The sequence below is a fragment of the Streptomyces sp. NPDC002209 genome (genome assembly GCF_042890265.1).
Taxonomy (GTDB): Bacteria; Actinomycetota; Actinomycetes; order Streptomycetales; family Streptomycetaceae; genus Streptomyces.
In genome coordinates this window covers 1,011,476-1,037,193 of sequence record NZ_JBIARX010000001.1, presented here as the reverse complement: position 1 = coordinate 1,037,193, position 25,718 = coordinate 1,011,476, and the positions used below count along the sequence as shown (strand labels likewise).

The following is a 25,718-nucleotide window of genomic DNA, read 5'->3' as shown; positions in this document are numbered from 1 at the left end:
ATCGGCAGGCCCGGGCTTGCCCATGGGCCGACCACCCACGACCACGGGAGAATGCCCATGAAGCTGCTGCGTGTCGGACCGGTCGGAGCGGAGCGTCCCGCGCTGCTCGACCAGGACGGGACCCTGCGCGACCTGTCCGGCCTGATCACGGATGTGGACGGCGCCCTGCTCGCCGACGACTCCGTGCTGTCCCGGGTACGGGACGCGGCGGCGGCCGGGGAGCTCCCGGCGCTGGACGCGGAGGGTCTGCGGATCGGTGCGCCGGTCGGCAGGATCGGCAAGATCGTGGGCATCGGGCTGAACTACTTCGGGCACGCGGCCGAGATCGGCGCCGAGCCGCCGGCCGAGCCCATCCTGTTCCTCAAGGCCGCGGACACCGTGGCCGGTCCGGACGACACCGTGCTCATCCCGCGCGGCAGCGTGAAGACCGACTGGGAGGCCGAGCTCGGCGTCGTCATCGGCAGCACCGCCCGCTACCTGTCCTCCGCCGCGGAGGGCCTGGCGCACGTGGGCGGATACACGCTGGTCAACGACGTCTCGGAGCGCGAGTTCCAGATCGAGCGCGGCGGCACCTGGGACAAGGGCAAGAACTGCGAGACGTTCACCCCGCTGGGCCCGTGGCTGGTCACCGCCGACGAGGTCGAGGACCCGCAGGTCCTGGACGTGAAGCTGTGGGTCAACGGCGAGCTCAAGCAGGACGGCAACACCGCCGACCAGATCTTCCCGGTCGGCGAGGTCGTCCGGTACCTGAGCCAGTTCATGACCCTGTACCCGGGCGACGTCATCGTCACCGGCACCCCGGCGGGCGTGGCCATGGGCCAGCCGGAGCCGAAGCCGTACCTGCGGGCCGGTGACGTCGTGGAGCTGGAGATCGAGGGCCTCGGGCGTCAGCGCCAGGAGTTCAAGAGCGCGTAGCCGCGAGCGAAGCGAGCTGGAGGGGGCCGTCCTTCGGCGGCCCCCTCGGCCCCCTCCTGTCCGGTCACATGCGGATGCGTGCGTACGCCGTGCGCCGGTCGGTCAGTCCTTCGCGGACCCGCGGCGACGGCGGCCGGCGAAGACCAGGCCGGCGCCCGCGCCGAGCGCGGCGGCGCCGCCGCCCGCGATCAGGGCGGTCTGGGTGCCCGTGCTCGCGAGCGCGCCGGACCCGCCCGTCGCGGTCACGTGGGTGTTGCCGCCCGACGTCGTGCCGGTGGCGGCCGCCGTCTGCCGGACGCCATCGTCCTTGCCCGCGTCCGGCGTGCCGCTCTGCGCGTCGGCGGCCCTGTCCTTGTCGCGCGCCGTGAACTGCCCGGCCTTCAGGAACTCGGCGCGGTCCGCGGGCGTGCCGTTGATCGCGATGATCGCGGCCTTCTTCAGCTCCGGGCCGGCCTTGTCGAGCATCGCCCAGATCAGGACCATGTTGTCGTCGTCGCGCAGCTCGTGCTGCGTGGTCGTCACGAACGTGCGCAGCTGCGCCGGGCTCGGGTTCCCCTTCAGGAGCGCGAGGATGCCCTCCTTCAGGCCCGGGCCGGCGCCGTCGAGCATCGTCAGCAGCGCCACCCGGTCGTCCACCGCCCGGATCGTGTGCTGTCCCGTCACGATGAACTCGCGGACCTGCTCGGGCGTCCCGCTGTCCAGCAGCCGGTTGACCGCCTCGGTGATCCCGCGGCCCGCCCCGCCCAGCATCCGCGCCAGCTCGACCCTGTCGTCCTCGAAACGGGCCGTGTGCTGCCCGGTCTCGAGGAACTCGGTCAGTGCGGCCTGGGTGTCCGTCTTCAGGGCGGCCTTGCCGGCCTTCTGCACGGCCGGGCCGCCGACGCTGATGATCTGCGAGACCCGTACCCGGTCGTCGGTGAGCTGCTCCCGGGCCCACTCCACGTCGAGGAACTTCCGCAGGTCCGCGGCCGATCCCTTGAGCGCCTTCTCGGCCGCCTCGCGTACGCCCGGCCCGCTCGCCGGGTCCGCGAGGATCGCCTGGACGGCGGCCCGGTCCTTCGCGGCCTGCGGGCTCTCGGCGGGCTCGTCGGCCGGCTTGTCCGCGGGCTTGTCCGCCTGCTCCTCGGGCTGCTTCTCCGCCTGCTTGTCCGCCTGCTTCTCCGCCGGCCCGGCCGCGGCCGCGTCCGGCACGCTCGGAGCAGTCGGCGCGGCCGGCGACGAGGCCTCGGCGGCGAAAGCGGGCGAGGCGAGCAGGACGGCCGGGGCTATCGCGGCGGTGGCGACGACCGATGCGATCCGGGGCAGCTTCACAGACGGATTCCATTCTTCACATGCGTGACGATCTTCAACCTGTGCAGGATAGATCGCCCGCGACCCGCAAATTGTCCATTTTCAGGACAAGGCAGTGCCCGTACCCGTGCCCAGTTCGACGGTCACCCCGTCCCGGGACGACGTCCGTGCGGCCTCCAGTACCGCCAGGCAGTGCGCCGCCTCGTGCGCGGTGACCGGCGCCGGGCCGCCCTCGCGCAGGGCCGCCGCCACCGCCGCGTAGTACGCGGGGTAGTCGCCCGGCACGGTCGGCACCGGGGCTCCGCCGCCGGTCAGCGGGGACTCGCCGGAGCCCACCCGGCCCCACAGGTGCTCGGGTTCCTCGCCCCACGGGCTCTCCCCGGCGCCCGGCCGCTGCCCGTCGCGCAGGGCCGCCTCCTGCGGGTCCAGCCCGTACTTCACGTAGCCCGCGCGGGAACCCAGTACGCGGAAGCGCGGACCCAGCTGGGCGGTGGTGGCGCTGACGTAGAGGTGGGAGCGGACCCCGTTCGCATGCGTGACGGCGATGAAGGTGTCGTCGTCCGCCTCGGCGCCGGGGCGGCGCACGTCGGTCTCCGCGTACACGCGCACGGCCGGCCCGAACAGCACCAGCGCCTGGTCGACGACGTGGCTGCCGAGGTCGTAGAGCAGGCCGCCGATCTCCTCCGGGGCCCCGGACTCGCGCCAGCCGCCCTTGAGCTGCGGGCGCCACCGCTCGAACCGGGACTCGAAGCGCTGGATCTCGCCGAGCTCGCCGTCGGCGAGGAGGCGGCGCAGGGTGAGGAAGTCGTTGTCCCAGCGGCGGTTTTGGAACACGGACAGGAACGTGCCGGTCTTGTCGGCGAGGGCGGCGAGTTCGCGGGCCTCGGCGGCGGTGGCGGCGAGCGGCTTGTCCACGACGACCGGGATGCCGGCGCCCAGCGCGGTGGTGGCGAGCGGGACGTGGGTCTTGTTGGGGGAGGCGACGACGATCAGGTCGAGGGCGGGGGTGAGGTCCCAGAGCTCCTGGGCGGAGCCGGCGATCCGGACGCCGGGGTACGCCTCGCGCGCCTGGGCCTGGCGGCCGGGGTCGGAGGTGACGACCGTGTCGAGGACGAGCCCGTCCGTGGCCGAGACGAGCGGCGCGTGGAAGACGGAACCGGCGAGTCCGTAGCCGACGAGGCCGACGCGGAGGGGGGCGTTCGACCGCGTGGGGGAAGCGGAAGGGGAGGCGTTCATGGATCCACTTTGGCAACAGTGTTGCTTAAGTGCAAGGAGGGTGGACAATGGAGAGGTGGACTGGGGTAGCAGGAGCAACGGAAGCGGCGCGAACCTGCCGGCGCTGCGCGGCCACAACGACGCGCTCGTACTCGCCCTCCTGCGCGAGGCGGGCATCGAGGGCCTCGGCCGCACCGACCTCGCCGCCCTCACGCGCCTCACCCCGCAGGCCGTCAGCAAGATCACCGCGCGGCTGCGCGCGGAGGGACTCGTCGCCGACGCCGGCCGCGGAGAGTCCACCGGGGGCAAGCCGCGGACGCTGCTCCAGCTGGTCAGCGGCGCCCGGCACGCGGTCGGGGTGCACGCCGACCGCGACGAGCTGCGGGCCGTGCGGGTGGACATGCTGGGCACCGTCATCGAGCGCATCCGCGGCCCCCTGGACTTCGCGGCCGGACCGGACGCCGTCGCGGACGAGGTCGCACGGGCCGTGAACGGGCTGTGCGGGGAGGCGGGCGCACGGTCCCTGCTGGGGGTGGGGGTCGCCACGCCGGGACCGCTCGACTGGCAGGCCGGCGTACTGGGCCGGGTGACGGGATACCCCGAGTGGGAGGGGTTCCCGCTGCGGCAGGCGGTGGCGGACCGGCTCGGGCCCGACGCCCCGCCGGTGGTGCTGGACAAGGACACCAACGCGGGGGTCGCGGTCCCCGGCCGCCGGGCCGTCGGAACCTCCCTGTACCTGCACCTGAGCACCGGCCTGGGAGCCGGGCTCCGGCTGCGCGGCGAGGTCTTCCGCGGGGAACGGTCCGCGGCGGGGGAGTTCGGGCACCAGGTGCTGAGTCTGGACGGCCCGCCCTGCCGGTGCGGAGGCCGCGGGTGCGCGGAAGTGCTCTGCCTGGAGGCGGTGGCCCGCGGGGACCTCCCGGAGGCGGCGCGGATCCTGGGCGAGGGCGCCGCGAACGTCGTTGCGCTCCTCGACGCGGACCGGGTGTGGCTGGGTGGACGGGTGGTGGACTCCGCACCGGAGGTGTTCACGACGGGCGTCCGCCGCGTCCTGGAGGCCCGTAACCTGGGCGGCCCGGTTCCCGAGGTCACCGCGTCCGAGGACGGCGTCGCCGAGGGTGCGGCGGAACTGGCCCTGGCCCCGCTCTTCGGGCGCGTGGGCTGAGGCCCCGGTCCGGTGCGCCGATCAGGCGTAAAGCGCAGCACGCGGGCGCGGCACCGGCCGGGCGGTCTTGGGCGCGTGGGAGGGTGCGGGGAGGCCGGGGTGATTGTCGCCTCGTCCGACCATCCTCCCGTCCGGCGAGCAGCGAAGCGAAGGTCTTCCATGCGACTGCGCAAAGCCCTTGCCCTCTCCGCCGCCCTGGTCGCCGTCGCCCTCTGCGTGCCGAACGCCGCCGCGGACATCGGCAACGGCGGCGGTGCGCGGCCCGCGCCCGCGCTGCCGTCCCGGATCGAGGCCACCTGCGGCGACGGGAAGAGCACCGCCTTCCCCATCGGCGCGCGGATCCGCGGCGGGCCGGCCGTGTACCGGGCCGGCGGCGGGCCGCAGACCTGGTTCCTGGACCTCACCAACACGACGAACGGCGAGTGCACCGCCATCCACCCCGTCGTGGTGTTCACGGACAAGGCCCGCGCCCTGCTCCCCGCCCACTTCCGGATGGAGTTCGAGACCCCCGGCGGGAGCTTCCCCGTCAGCCTCGAGCGGAGTGACCGCGACGAGGTCATCGCCGTCTTCGACGGGGGCGAGGCCTTCTCCGGCTTCGCCGTCCGCGGCGGCGGCTCCGTGACCGTCACGGTCCGTCTGGCCTTCGCGCCCGGCACCCCCGCCGGCGAGGTCGTCGCCGACGCCGCCCTCGTCCAGCGCCGGGCCGACGACGGGGACTGGGTCGGCGAGGCCGGTGCCTACCGCTTCTCCGTGGAGGGCCCGGAGGAGGAGACGGGCGCGGCGGGCTCGCTCGCCCACACCGGCCCCCGCGACTGGGCGTTCGCCACCGGCGCGGCCGCCGCCCTCGCCGCCGGCGGCGGCCTCCTGCTGACGGCCCGCCGACTGCGAACCCCCGCCTAGGCCGCGCCGATCTGCGTACACCCCGTCCGCGTACAGTCCGAGGGTGGAAGAACAGAACCTGCATCACCGCCCCGGCTCGCCCGTCCGGTCCGGGATCCCGGAGCACGGCCGCATCCCCAAGTACTACGCCGTCAAGGCCCTCATCGCGGACCTCCTCGACGACCTCGGCGAGGGCGGGTTGCTGCCCACCGAGCGGGATCTCGCCGAGCGGTACGCGGTGTCCCGCGAGACCGTGCGGCAGGCGCTGCGCGAGCTGCTCCTGGAGGGCCGGCTCCGCCGCTCCGGGCGCGGTACGGTCGTCGCCGGTCCGAAGCTCGAACAGCCCCTCTCCCTCGCGAGCTACACCGAGGGCGTACGGCGCCAGGGCCGCCGGCCCGGCCGCAACCTCATCGGGCTCGAGCAGTTCCCCTGCCCGCCCGAGCTGGCCCCCGGCATCGGCGCCGAACCCGGCGAGCCCGTCTGGCACCTGGAGCGCGTCCTGCTCGCCGACGACGAGCGGGTGGGCCTGGAGAGCACGTACGTCCGGGTGGCGCGGGCGCCCCGCCTCGACACCGAATTCGAGCCGGACTCCTCCTTCTACGGGTACCTCCTCGACCGGCTCGGGATCTCGTTCGGGGACGCCGACGAGAAGCTGGAGACCGTCCTCGCGACCCCCCGGGAGGCCCTGCTGATCGGCACCCCGCCGGCCCTCCCCATGCTGCTCATCCACCGGTTCTCCCGGGACCGGGACGGGCGTCCGCTGGAGCGGGTGCGTTCGCTCTACCGTGGTGACCGGTTCAGCTTCACGACCCACCTGCGCCCCGAATAGCCCCGAGCGGATCACCGCCAAGGTGCCGAAAAAGGGCGTATCCAAGGGCCATTCGCATCACGGAACGGTAACGGGTCTAGTCCAAGCGTCGGGGGCTGTTCACCGTCCCGTTGCCACCGCGATCCCCCCGGTCCACGGGCCGCGACCACCGTGGAGCGCGTGAGAGTCATAGTCGTCGGAGGCGGCGTGGTCGGCACCATGCACGCCTGGCAAGCAGTCGAACGCGGCCACGAGGTCGTCCAGATCGAGCGAGAGGCGGAGGCCAGAGGCGCGTCGCTGCGCAATTTCGGCCAGATCTGGGTCAGTGGGCGGGCCGGGGGCGAGGAACTCGAGACCGCCCTGCGGGCCCGCGAGCTCTGGGAGCGGATCGGCGCGGAGGTGCCCGGCCTGGGCTTCCGCGCGATCGGCTCCCTCACCCCGGTCCGGGGCGCCCGTGAGTACGCGGTCGCCGAGGCGGCCGCCGCCCGCCCCGACGCCGCCGCCCGGGGCTACGAACTGGTCACCGCGGAAGAGGCGCGGAAGATCAACCCCGCCCTGCGCGGTGCCTTCGAGGCCGCCCTGTGGTGCGAGCGGGACGCCGCCGTCGAACCGCGCACCGCCCAGCTCCACCTGCGCGAGGCCCTCGCGGCGAGCGGCCGGTACACCTTCCTGCCCGGACGGGAGGTGCGCGAGGTCGTCGGCGACGGCGCCGTCCGCGACGACCACGGCGACGTCCACCGGGGCGACGCCGTCGTCCTCGCCACCGGAGCCTGGCTGTCCGGACTCGTCCGCGAGCTGGTCCCCGACCTGCCCGTGCGCCGCGTCCGGCTCCAGATGATGCAGACCGCCCCGCTCGGCGAGGAGCTCACCACCTCCATCGCGGACGCCGACAGCTTCCGCTACTACCCCGCGTACCGGAGCGGCGCGCTCGACGCCCTCAACGCCGAGCAGGCGCAGGCGCCGATCGCCGCCGCGCACAAGATGCAGCTGCTGATGGTCCAGCGCCAGGACGGCGGACTGACCATCGGCGACACCCACGAGTACGAGCACCCCTTCGCGTTCGACACCCTCGAGGACCCGTACGCGTACCTCACCGAGGTCGTCGAGGGCTTCCTGGGCCGCCCGCTGCCGCAGATCCGGCGCCGCTGGGCGGGCGTGTACGCGCAGTGCACCGACACCACCCGCGTCGTCCACCGCCAGCAGGTGGCCGACGGCGTATGGCTGGTGACCGGACCCGGCGGCCGCGGGATGACCTGCTCGCCCGCCATAGCCGAGACCACCGCGAACGAACTGGGCTGGTAGAGGACATGAGCACCATGAACAACACGAGCGGCGCAAGCAGCACGAACCACCCGTCCCACCGGCTGGTCGTCCTCGACATGGCCGGCACCACCGTCGCCGACGGCGGCCTCGTCGAGCGCGCCTTCGAGCGCGCCGCCGAACGCCTCGGCGTCGAGCCCGGCACCGCCGACCACGCGGCCAAGCTCCAGTACGTCCGCGACACCATGGGCGAGTCGAAGATCTCCGTCTTCCGCCACCTCTTCGGCACGGAGGACATGGCCCAGCGCGCCAACTCCGCCTTCGAGGAGGCGTACGGCGAGCTCGTCGACAGCGGGCTCATCGCCCCGATCCCCGGCGCCCGACAGGCCATCGAGAAGCTCCGCGCCGACGGCCGCACCGTCGTCTTGACCACCGGCTTCGCCCGCGTCACCCAGGACGCCATCCTCGACGCCCTCGGCTGGCAGGGCCTGGCCGACCTCACCCTCTGCCCCGCCGACGCGGGCGGCCGCGGCCGGCCCTACCCGGACATGGTGCTCGCCGCGTTCCTGCGCACCGGGGCCGCCGACGACGTACGGGACGTCGTGGTCGCGGGCGACACCGCGTACGACATGCTCAGCGGCCGCCGCTCCGGCGCCGGGATCGTGGCCGGCGTCCTCACCGGCGCCCACGACCTCGCCGCGCTCACCGGGCACGGCGCGACCCACGTCCTCGACTCGATCGCCGAACTGCCCTCGATCCTGCTGGAGTCGGCGTGAGCGGCATCCGCTTCGAGGGGGTCAGCGTCGCGTACGGCGCCGCCACCGTGCTGGACCGGCTCGACCTGACCGTCGAGCCGGGCGAGGTCATGGCGCTGCTCGGTCCCTCCGGCTCGGGCAAGACCACGGCGCTGCGCGCGGTCGCCGGTTTCGTACGGCCCGCCGCGGGCCGGGTGCTGATCGGCGGCCGGGACGTCACCGCGCTCCCGCCGCACAAGCGCGGCATCGGCATGGTCGTCCAGCAGTACGCGCTCTTCCCGCACATGCGGGTGGAGGACAACGTGGCGTTCGGCCTCAAGGCGCAGAAGGCCCCCAAGGCCGAGATCCCGGGACGCGTCGCCGAGGCGCTGGAGATGACCGGGATGGCGGCGTACGCCAAGCGCTACCCGCGCGAGCTGTCCGGCGGACAGCAGCAGCGCGTGGCGATCGCCCGCGCGCTGGCGATCCGGCCCGGTGTGCTCCTGCTGGACGAGCCGCTGTCCGCGCTCGACGCGCAGCTGCGCTCCGGGATGCTCGCCGAACTGGCCCGGCTCCACCGCGAACTGCCCGACGTATCGATTCTCTACGTCACCCACGACCAGGTGGAGGCGCTGACGCTCGCCGACCGGATCGCGGTCATGGACAAGGCGCGGCTTCAGGACTGCGGCACCCCGCAGGAGCTGTACCGGGCGCCGCGCACCGAGTTCACCGCGTCGTTCGTCGGCAACGCCAACCTGCTGCCGGTCACCGTCGCCGACTCGGGGGCGCTCTTCGCCGGGCGGGCGCTGGAGCTGGACCGCGGACGGGCCGCGCCGGGCGCGAGCGCGACCCTGTGCCTGCGGCCGCACCTGCTCGGCCTCGGGGCCGGGCCCAACGCGCTGACCGGCACGATCGCCGAGGTGCAGTGGCGGGGCTCGACGCACCGGCTGTACGTCGACGTCGACGGCCACCGCGTCAAGGCGGACCTGCCGGAGCTGCGCGAGACGCCCGCGCTGGGCGACACGGTGACGCTGCACTTCGAACCGCGGGACGCGGTGCTGCTGGCCGCGGGGGTGACCGATGGCTGAGGCCACGCGGCAGATCCGCGCCGTGCCGGCCCAGCGCCCCGCCGTACCCGGCGGCCCGGCAGGATCCTCCGCCGGGGAGGCGCGGGGCTCCGCCCCGGACCCGGCGCCTCGAACCCCGCAGAAGGCGCGAGGAATTCCGCGGTGGCTGTGGTCCGTACCGCCCGTGGCCGCCCTCGCGCTGGTCTTCCTCTACCCCCTCGCGCTGGTCGTCCAGCAGTCCCTCACCCCCGAGAACGGCGGCGGCGCCTTCGGCGCCTACGCCTCCGTCTTCCGGTCCCACGCCTTCCGCGAGGCGCTCGGGACCACGGTCTGGCTGGCCGCCGGCGCCACCGCCGGCTGCCTCGTCCTCGGCTTCACCCTGGCGCTGATCATCGCCTTCGTCCCCTTCCCCGGGGCGCGCGGCGTCGCGAAGTTCATCGACGTCTTCCTCTCCTTCCCCTCCTTCCTCATCACCCTCGCCCTCCTCTTCATCTACGGCACCGTCGGCATGGCCAACGGGCTCTGGACCGACGTGACCGGCGCCGCCGACGGGCCGTTCCACTTCCTCACCACCCCGTGGGGCGTGCTGCTCGCGGAGATCACGTACTTCACGCCCTTCGTGATGCGCCCGCTGCTCGCCGCCTTCTCCCAACTCGACACCGCCCAGCTCGAAGTGGCCTCCTCGCTCGGGGCGAAGCCCGCCCGGATCATCCGCCGCGTGATCCTCCCCGAGGCCCTCCCGGCGCTCGCCGCCGGCGGCAGCCTCGTCCTGGTGATGTGCCTCAACGAGTTCGGGATCGTCCTGTTCACCGGAGCCAAGGACGTCACCACGCTCCCGATGCTCATCTACGGCAAGGCGATACTCGAATCCGACTACGCGGCCGCCTGCGTGGTCGCCGTCGTCAACATCGCGATCTCCGTCGGCCTGTTCGGCCTCTACCGGGTGGTGAGCAAGCGTGCTGGTGCATAGCAGGACCGGCCGCTGGGCCGCCTGGGGCCTGTTCGGGCTCCTCTTCCTCCCCCTCTTCGCGCTGCCGCTGCTCGTCGTCGTGGCCGCGTCCTTCTCCACCCACTGGTCCGGCGCCTTCCCCTCCGGCCCGACCACCGGGAACTACGCCTCCGCCGTACGGGGCGAATCGCTCCAGGCGCTGACCACCTCGCTGGTGACCGCCCTCGTCGCCAGCCTGCTCGCGCTCACCGTCGGCACCTGGGCCGCGCTGGCCGCCGCCGGGCTGAAACGGCGCGGGAAGCGGGCGCTGGACGCCCTGTTCATGCTGCCGCTCGCCGTGCCGTCCGTGGTCGTCGGCCTCGCCGTCCTGGTCGCCTTCAGCAAGCCCCCGCTGCTGCTCAACGGCACCAGCTCAATCGTGATCCTGGCGCACACGATTCTTGTCACGGCGTTTGCCCACCAGTCGGTTTCGGCCGCCATCGTTCGTCTCGACCCCGCGTACGAACAGGCGGCGGCCTCCCTGGGCGCCCGCCCCGCGTACGTGCTGTGGCGGGTCAAGCTCCCCCTCCTGCTGCCGTCGCTGACGGCGGCCGCCGGACTCTGCTTCGCCCTGTCCATGGGCGAGCTGAGCGCCACGATGATGCTCTACCCGCCGGACTGGATGCCCCTCCCGGTCCGGATCTTCACCGCCACCGACCGCGGTTCGCTCTTCGGCGGCTCCGCCGTCGCCGTGGTCCTGATGGCCGCCACCCTCTTGGTCCTCCTGGCCGTCTCCCGCATCCGCACCAGAGCCACGTACCGCTGACTCCCTTTTCCCCGTAAGGAAGTTCCATGTCCAGCAACCTCAGAACCGCGAACAGCCGTCGCCGCCTCCTGCGCATCACCGCCTCCGTCACCGGCAGCCTCGCCCTCGCCGCCGGCCTCACCGCCTGCGGCGGCTCGTCCTCCGACGGGTCCAAGGGCGGCGGCGAGAAGATCGTCACCGTCTACAGCGCCGACGGCCTCAAGAGCGACAAGGGCGACGGCTGGTACGACAAGGTCTTCGCCGACTTCACGAAGAAGACCGGCATCGAGGTCAAGTACGTCGAGGGCGGCTCGGGCGAGATGGTGCAGCGCGCCGTCCGGGAGAAGACCAACACCCAGGCCGACGTACTGGTCACCCTGCCGCCGTTCATCCAGCAGGCGGACGGCAAGGGCCTGCTCCAGGCCTACAAGCCGCAGGGCTCCGAGAAGGTCAACGGGGCGAACAAGGCCGCCGACGGCAAGTGGACCTCGGTCGTCAACAACTACTTCGGCTTCGTCCACAACAAGAAGGAGCTCGCCGAGGCGCCCAAGACCTGGGAGGAGCTGCTGGAGGGCAAGTACAAGGGCAAGCTCCAGTACTCCACCCCGGGCGTCGCGGGCGACGGCACCGCGGTCCTCATCAAGGCGATGCACGACTTCGGCGGCAAGGAGCCGGCGCTGGAGTACCTGAAGAAGCTCCAGGCCAACAACGTCGGCCCGTCCTCCTCCACCAGCAAGCTCGCGCCGAAGACCGACAAGGGCGAGCTGCTCGTCGCCAACGGCGACGTCCAGATGAACTTCGCGCAGTCCAAGTCCATGCCGAACCTGGGCATCTGGTTCCCCGCCAAGGACGGCGGCAAGCCGACCACCTTCGCCCTCCCGTACGCGGCCGGCCTGGTGGACAAGGCCCCGCACACCGAGAACGGCAAGAAGCTCCTCGACTACCTGCTCAGCGAGGACGCCCAGAAGCTGGTCAGCGAGGTCGGCGGCGGCTTCCCCGCGCGCACCGACGTCAAGCCGACCGACGCCAACGCCGTCGAACTCACCAAGCTGATGACCGGTGTCGAGGTCTTCGAGCCGGACTGGGCCGACATCGACAAGAACCTCGCGGGCTACGTGGACGCGTGGAAGTCGGCAACCGGAAGCTGACCGGTTGCCTCCTGGTCACCCACGACCAGGAAAGTGACGCTTGCATAACGGGTCTGGACCGAAGACCGCACCTCGGTCCGGACCCGGCGCACGTCCACGCGCACGTCGCGGCGTACGCCCTCAGGTACGCCCCCATGCAAGTCCACCCGCGCCTTCCCCACGATTACTCCCGGAGGAGTACGTGCCCACTGTCCTGTCAGGACGCGCCCTCGCCGTGACCGCCACCGCCACGGCCCTGCTCGCCACCGCCCTCACTGCGCACGCGGCCACCGCCGAGACGGCCGCGGCCGCCGCCACCACCGACAAGGTCCTCGTCATCGGCATCGACGGCACGGTCCTGGACCGCGTCAAGGCCGCCAACGCCCCGAACCTGAACGGCCTGATGGTCCAGGGCCTGACCGCCAAGAGCACCCTGTACGCGAACCCGATGGCCGCCACCTCCTCGGGCCCCGGCTGGTCCACCATCGCCACCGGCGTCTGGCCCGACAAGCACGGCGTGAAGGACAACACCTTCGCCGGCAAGAACTACACGGCCTACCCGGACTTCCTGACCCGCATCGAGAACGCCAAGCCGTCGCTCAACACGTACGCGGCCGCCGACTGGGAGCCCATCACCTCCACCGACGCGGGCGGCCCGATCTTCTCCGCCAAGGTCGACAAGCGCCTCAGCCTCAAGGGCGACCGCGACGGCTACGGCACCGAGGACCCGAAGATAGCCGCCGCGGCCTCCGCCGAGCTGCAGGACCAGAACCCGGACGCCGCGTTCGTGTACTTCGGCCAGGTCGACGGCGCCGGGCACGCGTACGGCGCCGCCAGCCAGCAGTACCTCGACGCCATCGGCCGCGTCGACGTCATGGTCGGCCAGCTGCTCACCGCCGTGCAGAACCGCCCCACGTACGCCCAGGAGAACTGGAAGATCCTGGTCACCACCGACCACGGGCACACCGACGCGGGCGGCCACGGCGGCTCCACCATCCAGGAGCGCGGCACCTTCGTCATCGCCAAGGGCGCGGGCATCCCGGCCGGTTCGGTCCGCACCGACGTCAAGCTCGTCGACGTGGCGGCCACCGCCCTCGCGCAGGTCGGCGTCGACCCCGGCTCCGCGATCGACGGCATCCCGCTGAACGCCCCCGACGACAACGACCCGTTCGACACCCTGCGGCCGAACCTCCAGGGCCGCGTGGACGAGACGGGCATCCCCGCCGGCGTGAAGGGCTTCACGCACACCCCGCCGGCCGGCTGGGCCGTCGACAACTCCAAGATGGGCACCGGCGGCGTCACCGAGTGGGCCGGCTGGGCCTTCGCGACCGACGAGTTCTGGAGCCAGGCCCAGCGCGACCAGTGGCGCGAACTGAACGTCCGCTCCCGGGACGTCTTCGCCGTCGCCGACTCCGACGAGTGGGACGACAAGTCCCACACCGGCTCCTACGACTCCACCCTGATCACCCCCAAGTGGGCCGTGACCGGCGGTACCACGAAGAACCTGACCTTCCAGACGCACTACCACCACGAGGCCGGCCAGACCGCCCAGGTCCTGGTCTCCTACAACGGCGGTACGCCGACGGTCGTCAAGAGCTACACCGCCGACGCGGTCGCCAAGGCCGAGTCCCTGGCCCTCCAGGTCCCGGCCGGCGCCACCGACGTCCAGATCCGCTTCCGCTACGCCGGCACCAACAACTGGTACTGGACCGTCGACAACGTCAAACTCGGCTGATCCAGGCCCCCGCGGTCCGGGCTGTGGACGCCCGAAGCGTCCACGGCCCGGCCCCGATAGGGTGGTACAGACCAGCGGTCGCAGGCCGAAGGTGACAGGTCAGAGGTCACGGCCACCGAGAGCGGAGAACAGTCCAGTGGCAGAGCGCAAGCCGATCGAATCCTGGCTCACCGACATGGACGGGGTCCTCATCCACGAGGGCACCCCGATCCCGGGCGCCGATGCCTTCATCAAGCGGCTGCGCGACTCCGGCAAGCCCTTCCTGGTCCTGACCAACAACTCCATCTACACCCCGCGCGACCTCCAGGCCCGGCTGTCCCGCATGGGTCTCGACGTCCCCGTCGAGAACATCTGGACCTCGGCGCTGGCCACCGCCAAGTTCCTCGACGACCAGCGCCCGGGCGGCACCGCGTACGTCATCGGCGAAGCCGGCCTCACCACCGCCCTGCACGACATCGGCTACATCCTGACCGACCACGAGCCCGACTACGTCGTCCTGGGCGAGACCCGGACGTACAGCTTCGAGGCGATGACGAAGGCGGTCCGGCTGATCAACGGGGGCGCCCGCTTCATCTGCACCAACCCCGACGAGACCGGCCCCTCCACCGAGGGACCGCTGCCCGCCACCGGCGCCGTCGCCGCGCTGATCACCAAGGCGACCGGCAAGCAGCCGTACTTCGCCGGCAAGCCCAACCCGCTGATGATGCGGACCGGGCTGAACGCCATCGGCGCGCACTCCGAGAGCAGCGCGATGATCGGCGACCGGATGGACACCGACGTCCTGGCCGGGCTCGAGGCCGGCATGCAGACCTTCCTCGTCCTGACCGGACTGACCTCCGCCGAGGACACCGAGAAGTTCCCCTACCGCCCGACCAAGACCGTCGCCTCCATCGCCGACCTGGTCGATCTCGTCTGATCCGAACGGGTCAAGCCCGCGGCGCTCCGGATGCGGAGCGCCGCGCCGCGCGTGAACCTCCTTGTTGAGGAGGTTCACCATGCGCAGTGCTCTGATCGCTCTCCGTGCCACCGGGGTGGCCGTCGCCCTGACGGCGCTCACCGCCGTGTCCGCGCCCACCGCCCTCGCGGCGGGCGAGGAGAACCGCGGCGGCGTCTCGGTCGATCCGCACCAGGCCGAGCCGGGGGTGCAGGTCAAGCTGCGCGTCCGCGGGTGCGAGGACAAATGGGCGTCCGCCAAGTCCGCCGTCTTCGTGTCGGAGGTCCACCTGTCCTCCGGCCGCGACGGGGACAAGACGCTGACGGGCGATGCGATGGTCAGCTCCCAGGCCCAGCCCGGCTGGCACGACATCCGGGTGAAGTGCGACGGGGGCGAGGACCGCGTCCGCGGCTCCATCGAGGTCGTCCGCCGCCGCGACGACCGGGACAAGGAGCGCGAAAAGGAACGCGACCGGCCGAACCCCCACCAGTCTCCCGTCTGGCCGGTCCACGCGGGCGGCGGCGGCATGTCCGCCGAGCTCGCGGCGCAGGACCAGGCCGCGGCGGCCAAGAAGAACCACGGGGGCGACGGCCCCGGCCTCCCGCACACCGTGATCGGCGCCGTGCTCGCCGCCGCGGCCACCCTGGCCGTCGCGTTCCGGGCGCTGACGCTGCGCCGGCGCCGCAGCGGCGAGTGAGGGCCCGCCGGTGACGGGCTCGGGGGAGCCCAGGTCCTCCGGCGGCGGGCGGCTGCTGACCTTCGCCGCATGGTCCGTACTGGTGCTCGGCCTGTGGCTGTGGGGCCGCGAGATCACCGGCGTCCCGCCCGGCCCGTCCGCCGGACTGGCCGGCGGCTCGTCGATCCCCGTCCCGGGGCTGCCCGCCGCACACACCCCGCTGGCGGCGTCCGTGCCGATGCGGGTCGACGTGCCGTCGATGGGCATCCAGGCCCCCGTGGTCTCCCGGGGCCTCGATGCCCAGGGCGCCGTCGAGCCGCCGCCGTTCGACCGTCCCGGCACGGTCGGCTGGTGGGGCGGCGGCGCGAAGCCGGGCGAGGCCGGGACCGCACTGCTCGTCGGGCACGTGGACACGGCGTCCAAGCCGGCGGTGTTCTACGGCCTGAGCTCGGCGCGCCCGGGCGGCATGGTGCGCGTGGTACGGATGGACGGTTCGGTCGCCGAGTTCACGATCGAGGACGTACGGGTCTACGAGCGGGCCGGCTTCGACGCGCACCGGGCCTACGGCCCGCGGATCCCGGGCCGGGCCGAGCTGCGCCTGGTGACCTGCGGGGGAACGTACGACAAGGCGGCGAAGGAGTACACGGCGAACGTGATCGTCTCCGCCTACCTGACGGGCACGACCCCGCCCGCGAGGCCGGGTACGGGCGCGGGGACGGGGACCGGCGCGGGCGGTGGAGCCGCAGCGGGAGTCCGGTCCGGCGCGGCGGCGTGAGGCGACACGCGCACGGTCGCGCGCACCCGCCCCGGCACCGCCGGCCGTCCGGTCCTCGACCGCGCGGCGCGCCCGGAGCGCGGGAGGAGTCCGGGGACCGGCGCGGGAGGTCCGCCCGCCACTCTAAGCGGCCGCGACACGACGAAAAAGCCCCTCGCAGCTTTCGCTGCGAGGGGCTTTCCCTTGTCTGTGCGCCGCCAGGGACTCGAACCCCGGACCCGCTGATTAAGAGTCAGCTGCTCTAACCAACTGAGCTAGCGGCGCTTGCTGACAGGGAAAACTCTACCCCACCTCGAGTGGTGCTCGTGACCAGCCGCGCCCGCCTTGTCCGATTAACCCATGTTTGAGGGGTTTATCGTGCACGATATGTCTGGGCCGAGCCGCATCTGATGCCCCGACAGATGCGTGGCCCGCCGGACCAGCGACGAGCAGGGGAGTGGACGGAACCGCATGACGATCCAGCCGCCGATGCACGTGCAGATGCCTGCACCGATGCCGATGCCCGCTTTCGAGGAGTACGAGCCCGCCGGCGACTGCGCCTGCCTCGGCTGTACGCAGCGCCGTCGCGCCCTTGCCCGCGCGCGGGCCATACCGCTTCGTGACGGCGGCCACCCGGCCGCCCGCGGGACCCGCCGGGCGCTGGTGCTGGCCACCGCGGCGGGCGTGGTCCTGGGCGGTGGCGGCTCGGCCGCGCTGGCGGCGGCCACCCCGGTCCCCGGCCCGGGGCCGGTCTCCCTCGACACCCCCTCCGGTGACACCGCCACCGCCGACACCCCCTCCGCCGACGTCCCCGGCTCCCCGCAGGGCGCCCGGTCCCCGCTGCACGGGCGCCCGGCGCCGGCGAAGCCCGCGGGTGCGCCCGGGGCGCCGTCGGCGGTCAAGCGCATCGACCGGACGTCGATCATCACCCGGGCAAAGCTGTGGCTGGACGCGAAGGTCCCGTACAGCATGTCCTCGTACTGGTCCGACGGCTACCGGCAGGACTGCTCCGGCTACGTCTCGATGGCCTGGAACCTCGGTACGAACGAGTGGACCGGCAGCCTCGACAAATTCGCCACCAAGATCACCAAGGAGGAGCTGCTGCCGGGCGACATGCTGCTCTTCCACAACCCGTCGGACCCCACCAACGGCTCGCACGTGGTGCTCTTCGGCGGGTGGGTCGACGAGACGCGCACGCACTACGTCGCGTACGAGCAGACCCGCCCGAACACACGGAAGGGGGCCACCCCGTACGGCTACTGGAGCAACGCGACGAAGTACCTGCCGTACCGGTTCAACGGGGTGACGGGCGGCCTCGCCGAGGACCCTGCGGCGACCGACCCGAAGCCGGCCGTCCCGACGGTCTTCCCCGGCGCCACGCAGTTCGGCCCTGGCGCGAACAACGAGTACGTCGCCCAGCTGGGCCGGATGCTGATCGAGCGGGGCGGCCGCCGCTTCTACCCCAAGGGCGCGAGCACGGCGTGGAGCGACGCCGACCGGCTGGCCACCCAGGCCTTCCAGAGCGCGCAGGGCTGGACGGGCACGGACGCCGACGGGATCCCGGGCGCGCACACCTGGCAACTGCTCGTCGAACACAAGGGCAATGACATCCGGCCGACGGTGGACGCCGCGCCGGGTCCCGCCGGAGTGTCGGCCTACCCGGGCCCGTCGGCGTTCCGCCCCGGGTCCTCCCACCCGTTCATCGCCGTCCTGGGCCGCCAGCTGGTGAAGAAGGGCTTCGGCAAGCACTACCCGTCCGGCCCCGGCTCCCGCTGGAGCGAGGCCGACCGCCGCAGCGTCGAGGCCTTCCAGCGCGCCCAGGGCTGGCGAGGCGCCGCGGCCGACGGCTACCCGGGCCCGGAAACCTGGCGCCGGCTGTTCGCATGACGGAGGCAACGATGTACCCCACGCGCACCACCTCGACGACGGGCACCTTCCGCGTGCCGTCTGCGGCAGCCGCGACCCCGACCGCCCCGGCCCTGAGCGTCACGGGCGACCTGTACCCCACCCCACCCCGGCCCCTGACCCCGCCGACGGCGCAGACCGCCCCGCCGGCCGAGCGCCCGCCGGTGGCCGGCGTGGCGGCGAACGTTCCGCCGTATCCGGCTGCGGCGGGGCCGCGGTCCGAGCCTCCCGCCGAGGCTCTGCGGCTCGCGGCCCCGCTCCCGCCCGCGGCGCAGGCCGGGGCTCCGGCCGAAGTCGCCGCGGCGGCGGACCCGGTCCTGCCGTACGCGGCGCAGGCCGGCCGGACGGCCGACGCGGCGGTGAACCTGCCCCCGCACTCGGCGGAGGCGGGGGCCGAGCCCTGCGCCGAGGCCCTGCGGCTCGCGGATCCGTTCCCGTACGCGGCCCAGGCCCGTCCGCTGGGCGAGCTTCCGCTCCCGTACGCGGCTCAGAGCGGTCCGGGGGCCGGGCTTCGGCTCCCGGACGCGGCCCGGAGCGAGTCGGGGGCCAGGCCTTCGGACGTGGCCGACGCGGCCGCGGATTCCGGTGGGCAAGGCCGGTCCGGCGGCCGGGCCTGGGTCGCCGGTACTCCGGCCAGGCTGCTGGCCGCGCCCCGCGAGGTCGCCCTGCCGCACGGGCGCCCGGCCTCGGACACCGCCCGGAGCGAGGTCCCGGCGGCCCGGATCCGGGCCGAGGCCGAGCCGGTGCCCGCACTCACCGGGGCCGTCGACCGGGCCGGCCACGAAGCGGATCCCGAGCCTGCTCCGGCGTACGGCCACGTCGTTCTCCAGGCCGTCTCCGAGTCCGCGCACGGGCACGGGCACGGGCACGGGCACGGCGAAGCAGGGCCCGGCGGGCCGTACGGCCATGAATCCGATCCGCTGGTCTGCGTACCGGCCCCGGCGGGGCCCGGCCCCGACGAGGCCGCGCAGACGGGCGTGGCCACCCTGCGCCTGCGGAGCCTCGACGGCGGGGGCGAGCCGCTGCCCCCGCACGGGCAGGTCTGGCCGCCCGTTGGTCCCGAGGCGGCCACCGGGACCGAGCCGGTGACGGGCGGCCCCGGGCGGCGATACGTCGAGGCGTGGCCGCCCGCCGCCCCCCAGACCGATCCCGAGCCCGCGCACCCGCCCGGCCGGGCCGGTCACGAGGCCGGTCCCGAGTCCGCCCCCGCGTACGGCCAGGTCGGCCTCCAGGGCGGCCCCGAGCCCGCGCACCCGCACGGCCAGGCCGACCCCGAGGCCGATCCCGAGTCCGCGCACGGGCACGGGCACGGGCGCGGCGAGGCCGGGCCCGAAGGGACGTACGGCGTGCCCGGACCCGCGGTCGCGGACATCGTCGCGCAGGCGGTGACCCGCGGGATCGGGGCGGAGCGCGAGGAGCCCGACCCGCAGGGCCTGGCCCGCATCGCGCCCGCCCGCGGGGCCGCGGTCACCGAGGTGCCGGTCCACCTGCCGTTCCCCGCGGAGTCCCGGCGAGCCCCGGCCCACCCCCCGGCCCCCGCCCGGCCACCGGCCGCCGCGCCGCGGCCCCGCGCCCTGCGCCCCGCCCCGGGCCGCCGGGTCCCGCGCGGCGACGACCGGCTGCGGGAGCACCGCGGCCCGGTGCTGCCCGGCTGGGTCGGCGTCGGCGTCGGCGGGCTCGCCCTCGCCGGCTGCCTGGCGGTGCTCTGGCGGGCCGGGGCGGTCCCGGCCGCCTTCGTGGCCGCGTTCGGCGCGACCCCCCGCGCCTACCAGGGGCTCCGCGCCACCCACTGGCCGCCGCTCGCCTTCCTCGGCATCGTCGCGCTGCTCGCCCTCGGCGGGCTGGGCCGCGCCAAGGCCGGCCACGCCTGGGTGCTCACCCTCTTCGGCCGTTACCGCGGCACGGTCCGCCGGACCGGCCTCACCTGGGTCAGCCCCCTCCTGCTGCGCCGCCGCGTCGACGTACGGCTGAGGCACTGGCGCAGCGAGCCCATGCCGGCCGTGGACTCCGGCGGCCTGGCCCTGCGGGTCGTCGTCCAGGTCGTCTGGCAGGTCAAGGACACCGCCCGGGCGACCCTCGCCGTCGAGGACCACACCGACTACCTCGCCGAGCAGGTCGAATCGGCGATGGCCCGGGTCCTGTCGCAGCTGCCCGCCGACGCCTTCCACGAGGACGCCCCGACGCTGCGCGACGCCGAGGCCGTCGGTGACGCGCTGACCCGGATGCTGGCGACCGAGACCGAGGCGGTCGGGATCGAGGTGTACTCGGCCCAGCCGACCCGGATCGAGTACGCCCCCGACGTCGCGGAGGCCATGCGGCGGCGACGGGTGGCGGCGATCGACGCCAAGCACCGGGACACGGTGCTGACCTCGATCGTGGACGCCGTCGACGACACCGTCCACCGGCTGACCTCGCGCGGTCTGGTCGAGCTCGACGACTACGAGCGCAAGGCCCTCGTGAAGGACCTCACCGTCGCCTTCTACACGGGACGCCCGGAGTAGGGCGGAGCAACGGGGCAGGAGACGCAGCGCATACGGAACGGGTGGCCGGAATCGACCGGACCACCCGTTCCCCCATTGGTCTGGACATGGCCAACTCCCGTCAATAGTCTGGTACTTGGTCTAGACCTGCATCCCCACGCGTGCGCACGCTCTCGCCGAACTCCCCCCACGTTCAAGGAGCATCATGCGTCCCATCCGCATGCCCGTTCACCTGCCCAGACGAGCCGGCGCCGGTGCGCTCGGCCTCGGTGTCGTCGCCTCCCTGGCGCTCCTCACCGCCCCCACCGCGAGCAGTCACGGCTACACGGACACCCCCATCAGCCGCCAGAAGCTCTGCGCCAACAAGACGGTCTCCGACTGCGGCCCGATCCAGTGGGAGCCGCAGAGCGTCGAGGGCTACAAGGGCTTCCCGGCCGCCGGTCCGGCCGACGGCCAGATATGCGCCGGCGGGCACAGCGAGTTCGCGCAGCTCGACGACCCGCGCGGCGGGGCCTGGCCCACCACCAAGGTGACCAGCGGGCAGAGCTACGGCTTCCGGTGGCAGTTCACCGCCAACCACTCCACCACCGACTTCAAGTACTACGTCACCAAGAACGGCTGGGACCCCACCAAGCCCCTCACCCGCGCCGCCCTCGAGTCCCAGCCCTTCCTCACCGTCGCCTACAACGGCGCCCGGCCCGCCATGACCACCGTCCACCAGGGCACCATGCCGAGCGGCAAGACCGGCCGGCACATGATCCTGGCCGTCTGGACGGTCAACGACACCCCCATGGCCTTCTACGCCTGCTCCGACGTCCAGTTCTGACCTTCAATTCTGACAGTTCGTCAGCTAATCTCCGGCGGCATGCGGACGACACCCGAAACCGTCGCGGAGCTCATCGCGCGCCAATGGGGCGACCACCGGCCCGGGCTGCAGTACGGCGGCAGCACGCACACCGCCGTCCTCAGCCGCCACCGGACCGCCCAGGAGGCCGCCGCGCGCGCCGCGCTGCTCGTCGACCTGCTGCCGGCTGACGCCGAACCGCACATCGGGGTGCTGCTCGACAACACCCCAGAGTTCCCGTTCTGGCTCGGCGCGGCGGCCCTCGCCGGGGCCGCCGTCGCCGGGATCAACCCCACCCGGCGCGGCCCGGAGCTCGCGCGCGACGTCCTGCACACCGACTGCCGGATCCTGGTCACCGAGCGCGCCCACCTGCCGCTGCTGCGCGGGCTCGACCTGCCGGGCGTGCGGATCCTGGTGACCGGCACCGAGGAGTACGCGCAGCTGCTCGCCCCGTACGCGGCCGCGAAGCCGGGCGAGGCGGTGATCGCCGCTCCCGGCCCCGGTTCCCGCTTCCTCCTCTACTTCACCTCGGGCTCCACCGGCGCCCCCAAGGCCGCCCTGTGCAGCCAGGGCCGGATCGCCGCCGCCGGCGACTCCCTGGCCCGGCAGTTCTCGGTCACCCCGGACGACGTCCACTACATCTGCATGCCGCTCTTCCACGGCAACGCGGTCATCGCCGACTGGCTGCCCGCCCTCGCCGGGGGCGCGTCCGTGGCGCTGCGCCCCCGGTTCTCCGCCTCCGCGTTCCTGGACGACGTCCGCGCGTACGGGGCGACGTACTTCACCTACGTCGGCCGGGCCGTCCAGTACCTGCTGGCCACCGAGCCCCGCCCCGACGACCGCGACCACGCCCTGCGCCTCGGCTTCGGCACCGAGGCCGGTGCGGTGGACGCGGCCCGCTTCGCCGAGCGGTTCGGGGTCCGGCTGGTGGAGGGGTACGGGGCCACCGAGGGCGGAGCCTCCGTACAGCGCACCCCGGACACCCCGCCGGGCGCCCTGGGGCGGGCCGGGGCCGGGGACGACCTGGCCGTGATCGACCCGGAGACCGGCGCGGAGTGCCCGCCGGCCGTCCTGGACGGCCGGGGCCGCCTCCTGAACGGCTCCGCCGCGATCGGCGAGCTGGTCAACCGCGGCCGGAGCCTGTTCGAGGGCTACTGGCGCAACCCCGAGGCGGAGGCCGCGCGGACCCGGGAGGGCTGGTACTGGACGGGGGACCTCTTCTTCCGCGACGCGGACGGCTTCCTCTACTTCGCGGGACGCACCGACGACCGGCTGCGGGTCGACAGCGAGAACCTCGCCGCGGCGGTGATCGAGAACATCCTGGCGCGCTGGTCCCCGGCGGCCGCGGTCGCCGTGTACGCGGTGCCGGACGAGGTGGCCGGAGACCAGGTGATGGCGGCGCTCGCCCTCGGGGAGGGGGAGCGGTTCTCGCCCGAGGCCTTCTCGGCGTTCCTGGCCGCCCAGCCGGACCTGGGCACGAAGATGTCCCCCCGCTACGTCCGGATCGTGGAGTCCATGCCGACCACGGCGACGAACAAGGTCCACCGGGTCGCCCTGCGCCGGTCCGGGTTCCGCTGCCCGGACCCGGTCTGGTGGTCCCCGCCGGGCACCACCGGCTACCGCCTCCTGGGTCCGGCGGACCTCTCCGGCCTGCTGGCGGCGTACGAGGCGCACGGCCGCGGCGAGCTCCTGGAGCGCTGATCCGCGGGCCGGGGGTATTGGTTTTGAGCACCCCTGAGGAGCAGGTAGTATTTTCTCTGTCAGGCGCCGCTAGCTCAGTTGGTTAGAGCAGCTGACTCTTAATCAGCGGGTCCGGGGTTCGAGTCCCTGGCGGCGCACCTGTACTTCGGGCGGTTTCCGGTTCACCGGGAACCGCCCGAAGTGTTTCCGGGGCCCTGTCCCGCCGCCCCGTCCGCCCGCAACGCCCCCACGTGACCGGTGTCACAGGGTGAGCGACAGCAGCAGCGGCGCGGCCTTCCGGTTCAGTGCGTCCGCGGCGGCCCGCAACCGGTGCGCGTGCTCGACGGGCATCGACAGGGCCAGGCAGCCCACCGAGGCCCCGGCCGTGATCGGTACCGCGGCGCAGACGGTGCCCACCGCGTACTCCTGCAGGTCCAGCACCGGAACCGTGGCCGGCTGGCTGTCCAGCTTCGAGAACAGGATCCGCTCGTTCACGATCGTCTTCGACGTGAGCCGGGCGATCTTGTGCCGCGAGAGGTGGTCGCGCCGCCCGTTCTGGTCGAGCTGGGTCAGCAGGCACTTGCCGACCGCGCTGGCGTGCGCCGCGGAGCGGAAGTCGACCCACTCGTGCACCTTCGGAGTGCGCGGACTGTCCGCGAACTGCGTGATCTTCACTTCGCCGTCCACGTACCGGCTGATGTAGACCGCCGCCCCCACCGAGTCCCGCAGCCGGTCCAGGGTGTCCTGCAGCTTGTTCTGGAGGGCTTGCTGCCTGTCTATGCCGGAGCCGAGCAGGACCAGGGAGTCCCCTATGGCATAGGCGCCGTCCGCCACCTGGAGGACGTACCCCTCGCGGCGCAGCATGAGGAGCATGGGGGCGAGATGGACCGCGGGCAGGCCGGTCTCACGCGCGATCTGTACATCGGTCACACCGCCGGTATGGCGGGCGATCGTTTCGAGTACGCGCAGGGCGTACTGCACCGAGTGGAACGGCGCGGTCGGCTCGGGCTTCAGCGCCACGGTTTTCCCCCTAGCAGGTTGTTACCGCTTGCCCTACCACGATAGCCATCAAGAGGCCCGTGTGGAGCACCTGTTGATGAGATTGATGGCTCAATCAGGTCCCCCGGCCTGTGTCTAATCCGGAGGCATATGCCAAGGTCACGCCTGCTGTCCCGGGATGCCGGGAATGACCGCCGACCGCCGATGGTTCGAGTTCTTCGTACGGACGGCGAACCGAGACGGGAGCGACTATGAGTGACACCGGGGACGCGGGCCGGGGTGCGGACCGGGACGGCCGCGGAGATCCGGTCCGGGGTGCGATACGCGGCAGCGCGCCGGTGCCGCTGTCGGTGCTCGACCTGGTCACCGTCGGCAGCGGCAGCACCGCCCACGACTCCCTGCGCACCAGCGTCGCGATCGCCCGGCTCGCCGAGTCCCGCGGCTACCACCGGCACTGGGTCGCCGAGCACCACTCCATGCCCGGGGTGGCCAGCTCCTCCCCGGCGGTGATCCTGGCCCACCTCGCCGCCCACACCTCCCGCATCCGGCTCGGCTCGGGCGGGGTCATGCTCCCCAACCACGCCCCGCTCGCCGTCGCCGAGCAGTTCGGGACCCTGGAGGCGCTCGCCCCCGGGCGGATCGACCTCGGTCTCGGCCGCGCGCCCGGCACCGACGGCCGCACGGCCGCGGCCCTGCGCGGGCCCGGGCGCCTCGACGAGGCCGCGCAGGAGTTCCCCCGGCAGCTCGTGGAGCTGACCCGCTTCCTCGACGACGACTTCCCCGACGGGCACCCGTACGCCCGCGTGCACGCGGTGCCCGGCCCCGTGCAGGGTCCCGCCGGGCGGCCGCCGCTGTGGCTGCTCGGGTCCTCCGGGTTCAGCGCCCGCCTCGCAGCCGAGCTCGGCCTGCCCTTCGCGTACGCCCACCACTTCTCGGCGGCCGGCACCCTGCCCGCGCTGGAGCTCTACCGGCAGGCCTTCCGCCCCTCGGCCGTACTGGACGCCCCGTACGCCGTGATCGGGGTCGCGGCGCTGGCCGCCGACACCGACGGGCAGGCCCGCGCCCAGGTGCTCACGGGCGCCCTGTCGATGCTGCGGCTGCGCAGCGGCCGGCCCGGGCTGATCCCGACGCCCGAGGAGGCGGCGGCGTACGACTTCTCCCCGCTGGAGCGGGAGTTCGTGGACGGCTGGCTCGCGAACGTCGTCCACGGCACCCCCGACGAGGTCCGCGCCGGGCTCGACGACCTGGCCAAGCGCACGGGCGCCGACGAGCTGATGCTGACCTCCAACGCGCACAGCGGGGCCGCCCGGTTGCGCTCCTACGAGCTCGTCGCAGATGTGTACGGGATGCCCGCGGAGGCGCCGCGAGCTGATTGACCGCGTGCGAACGGAGTTCGGCTGGTTTGTTGCCGAAACCTTGCGCGAGGGTGTCCTAAGGCATCCTTAAACCGCTCGTCACCCAGGGTGGCGGGCGGTTTCTGCTGTGCGTTCAGGCCTCTGACGAGGGGATTTGCATGGC

The 25,718-nt window shown here is 73.4% G+C and carries 22 protein-coding genes and 2 tRNA genes; 20 read left to right on the top strand and 4 right to left on the bottom strand.

Annotated elements, in window-relative coordinates:
* The first annotated feature begins 57 nt into the window (after positions 1-57).
* On the top strand, positions 58-915 hold the full coding sequence (locus tag ACFYXK_RS04785; RefSeq protein WP_389409804.1) for a fumarylacetoacetate hydrolase family protein: 858 nt from the start codon (positions 58-60) through the stop codon (positions 913-915).
* Between the two features lie 102 nt (positions 916-1,017).
* On the opposite strand, the gene ACFYXK_RS04780 is transcribed toward ACFYXK_RS04785, so the two are convergent.
* Positions 1,018-2,226, bottom strand: a complete 1,209-nt coding sequence (locus ACFYXK_RS04780; protein ID WP_389409803.1) for a hypothetical protein — start codon at positions 2,224-2,226, stop codon at positions 1,018-1,020.
* An 81-nt stretch (positions 2,227-2,307) separates the two neighbouring features.
* Positions 2,308-3,441, bottom strand: coding sequence for a Gfo/Idh/MocA family oxidoreductase (locus ACFYXK_RS04775; protein WP_389409802.1), 1,134 nt, complete (start codon positions 3,439-3,441; stop codon positions 2,308-2,310).
* Positions 3,442-3,496: 55 nt separating this feature from the next.
* Between ACFYXK_RS04775 and ACFYXK_RS04770 the strand changes: the two genes are divergently transcribed.
* The 13 genes from ACFYXK_RS04770 (at position 3,497) to ACFYXK_RS04710 (ending at position 16,313) form a co-directional block, all read left to right on the top strand.
* A complete protein-coding gene (locus tag ACFYXK_RS04770) occupies positions 3,497-4,585 on the top strand; it encodes an ROK family protein (RefSeq protein WP_389409801.1) in 1,089 nt (362 codons plus the stop codon).
* A gap of 159 nt (positions 4,586-4,744) precedes the next feature.
* The gene (locus ACFYXK_RS04765) at positions 4,745-5,485 is read left to right on the top strand and encodes a hypothetical protein (protein WP_389409800.1); all 741 of its coding nucleotides are present in this window, start codon (positions 4,745-4,747) and stop codon (positions 5,483-5,485) included.
* 43 nt (positions 5,486-5,528) lie between these two features.
* Positions 5,529-6,293, top strand: a complete 765-nt coding sequence (locus ACFYXK_RS04760; protein ID WP_389409799.1) for a GntR family transcriptional regulator — start codon at positions 5,529-5,531, stop codon at positions 6,291-6,293.
* 159 nt (positions 6,294-6,452) lie between these two features.
* Positions 6,453-7,574 (top strand): TIGR03364 family FAD-dependent oxidoreductase, encoded by a 1,122-nt coding sequence (locus ACFYXK_RS04755; RefSeq protein WP_389409798.1) that lies wholly within the window; start codon positions 6,453-6,455, stop codon positions 7,572-7,574.
* Positions 7,575-7,579: 5 nt separating this feature from the next.
* Positions 7,580-8,308, top strand: coding sequence for a phosphonatase-like hydrolase (locus ACFYXK_RS04750; protein ID WP_389409797.1), 729 nt, complete (start codon positions 7,580-7,582; stop codon positions 8,306-8,308).
* A complete protein-coding gene (locus tag ACFYXK_RS04745) occupies positions 8,305-9,354 on the top strand; it encodes an ABC transporter ATP-binding protein (protein ID WP_389409796.1) in 1,050 nt (349 codons plus the stop codon). Before ACFYXK_RS04750 ends, ACFYXK_RS04745 begins: the two co-directional genes overlap by 4 nt.
* Entirely contained in the window at positions 9,347-10,303 is a 957-nt protein-coding gene (locus tag ACFYXK_RS04740) for a 2-aminoethylphosphonate ABC transporter permease subunit (RefSeq protein ID WP_389409795.1), read from the top strand. Before ACFYXK_RS04745 ends, ACFYXK_RS04740 begins: the two co-directional genes overlap by 8 nt.
* On the top strand, positions 10,290-11,087 hold the full coding sequence (locus tag ACFYXK_RS04735) for an ABC transporter permease (protein WP_383513415.1): 798 nt from the start codon (positions 10,290-10,292) through the stop codon (positions 11,085-11,087). Before ACFYXK_RS04740 ends, ACFYXK_RS04735 begins: the two co-directional genes overlap by 14 nt.
* A 26-nt stretch (positions 11,088-11,113) precedes the next feature.
* A complete protein-coding gene (locus tag ACFYXK_RS04730) occupies positions 11,114-12,214 on the top strand; it encodes a 2-aminoethylphosphonate ABC transporter substrate-binding protein (protein WP_389409794.1) in 1,101 nt (366 codons plus the stop codon).
* A 181-nt stretch (positions 12,215-12,395) separates the two neighbouring features.
* Positions 12,396-13,928, top strand: a complete 1,533-nt coding sequence (locus ACFYXK_RS04725) for an alkaline phosphatase family protein (RefSeq protein WP_389409793.1) — start codon at positions 12,396-12,398, stop codon at positions 13,926-13,928.
* 136 nt (positions 13,929-14,064) lie between these two features.
* Positions 14,065-14,844: an HAD-IIA family hydrolase gene (locus ACFYXK_RS04720; protein WP_383513409.1), complete on the top strand. Its 780-nt coding sequence runs from the start codon at positions 14,065-14,067 to the stop codon at positions 14,842-14,844.
* A 79-nt stretch (positions 14,845-14,923) separates the two neighbouring features.
* On the top strand, positions 14,924-15,559 hold the full coding sequence (locus tag ACFYXK_RS04715) for a hypothetical protein (protein WP_389409792.1): 636 nt from the start codon (positions 14,924-14,926) through the stop codon (positions 15,557-15,559).
* A gap of 10 nt (positions 15,560-15,569) precedes the next feature.
* A complete protein-coding gene (locus tag ACFYXK_RS04710) occupies positions 15,570-16,313 on the top strand; it encodes a class F sortase (protein ID WP_389409791.1) in 744 nt (247 codons plus the stop codon).
* Positions 16,314-16,503: 190 nt separating this feature from the next.
* On the opposite strand, the gene ACFYXK_RS04705 is transcribed toward ACFYXK_RS04710, so the two are convergent.
* Positions 16,504-16,577, bottom strand: a tRNA-Lys gene (locus ACFYXK_RS04705).
* 228 nt (positions 16,578-16,805) lie between these two features.
* On the opposite strand from ACFYXK_RS04705, the gene ACFYXK_RS04700 reads away from it, so the two are divergent.
* From ACFYXK_RS04700 to ACFYXK_RS04680, 5 genes are all read left to right on the top strand, one after another.
* Positions 16,806-18,179 (top strand): peptidoglycan-binding protein, encoded by a 1,374-nt coding sequence (locus ACFYXK_RS04700; RefSeq protein WP_389409853.1) that lies wholly within the window; start codon positions 16,806-16,808, stop codon positions 18,177-18,179.
* Positions 18,180-18,190: 11 nt separating this feature from the next.
* On the top strand, positions 18,191-20,698 hold the full coding sequence (locus ACFYXK_RS04695) for an SPFH domain-containing protein (RefSeq protein ID WP_389409790.1): 2,508 nt from the start codon (positions 18,191-18,193) through the stop codon (positions 20,696-20,698).
* A gap of 184 nt (positions 20,699-20,882) precedes the next feature.
* Complete coding sequence (locus ACFYXK_RS04690; RefSeq protein ID WP_389409789.1) at positions 20,883-21,503, top strand: lytic polysaccharide monooxygenase; 621 nt, start codon at positions 20,883-20,885, stop codon at positions 21,501-21,503.
* A gap of 39 nt (positions 21,504-21,542) precedes the next feature.
* Entirely contained in the window at positions 21,543-23,222 is a 1,680-nt protein-coding gene (locus ACFYXK_RS04685) for an AMP-binding protein (RefSeq protein ID WP_389409788.1), read from the top strand.
* A gap of 63 nt (positions 23,223-23,285) precedes the next feature.
* Positions 23,286-23,359, top strand: a tRNA-Lys gene (locus ACFYXK_RS04680).
* Between the two features lie 103 nt (positions 23,360-23,462).
* On the opposite strand, the gene ACFYXK_RS04675 is transcribed toward ACFYXK_RS04680, so the two are convergent.
* The gene (locus ACFYXK_RS04675; RefSeq protein WP_383513401.1) at positions 23,463-24,221 is read right to left on the bottom strand and encodes an IclR family transcriptional regulator; all 759 of its coding nucleotides are present in this window, start codon (positions 24,219-24,221) and stop codon (positions 23,463-23,465) included.
* A 230-nt stretch (positions 24,222-24,451) separates the two neighbouring features.
* Between ACFYXK_RS04675 and ACFYXK_RS04670 the strand changes: the two genes are divergently transcribed.
* Complete coding sequence (locus ACFYXK_RS04670) at positions 24,452-25,576, top strand: LLM class flavin-dependent oxidoreductase (RefSeq protein ID WP_389409787.1); 1,125 nt, start codon at positions 24,452-24,454, stop codon at positions 25,574-25,576.
* Positions 25,577-25,718 lie beyond the last annotated feature (142 nt).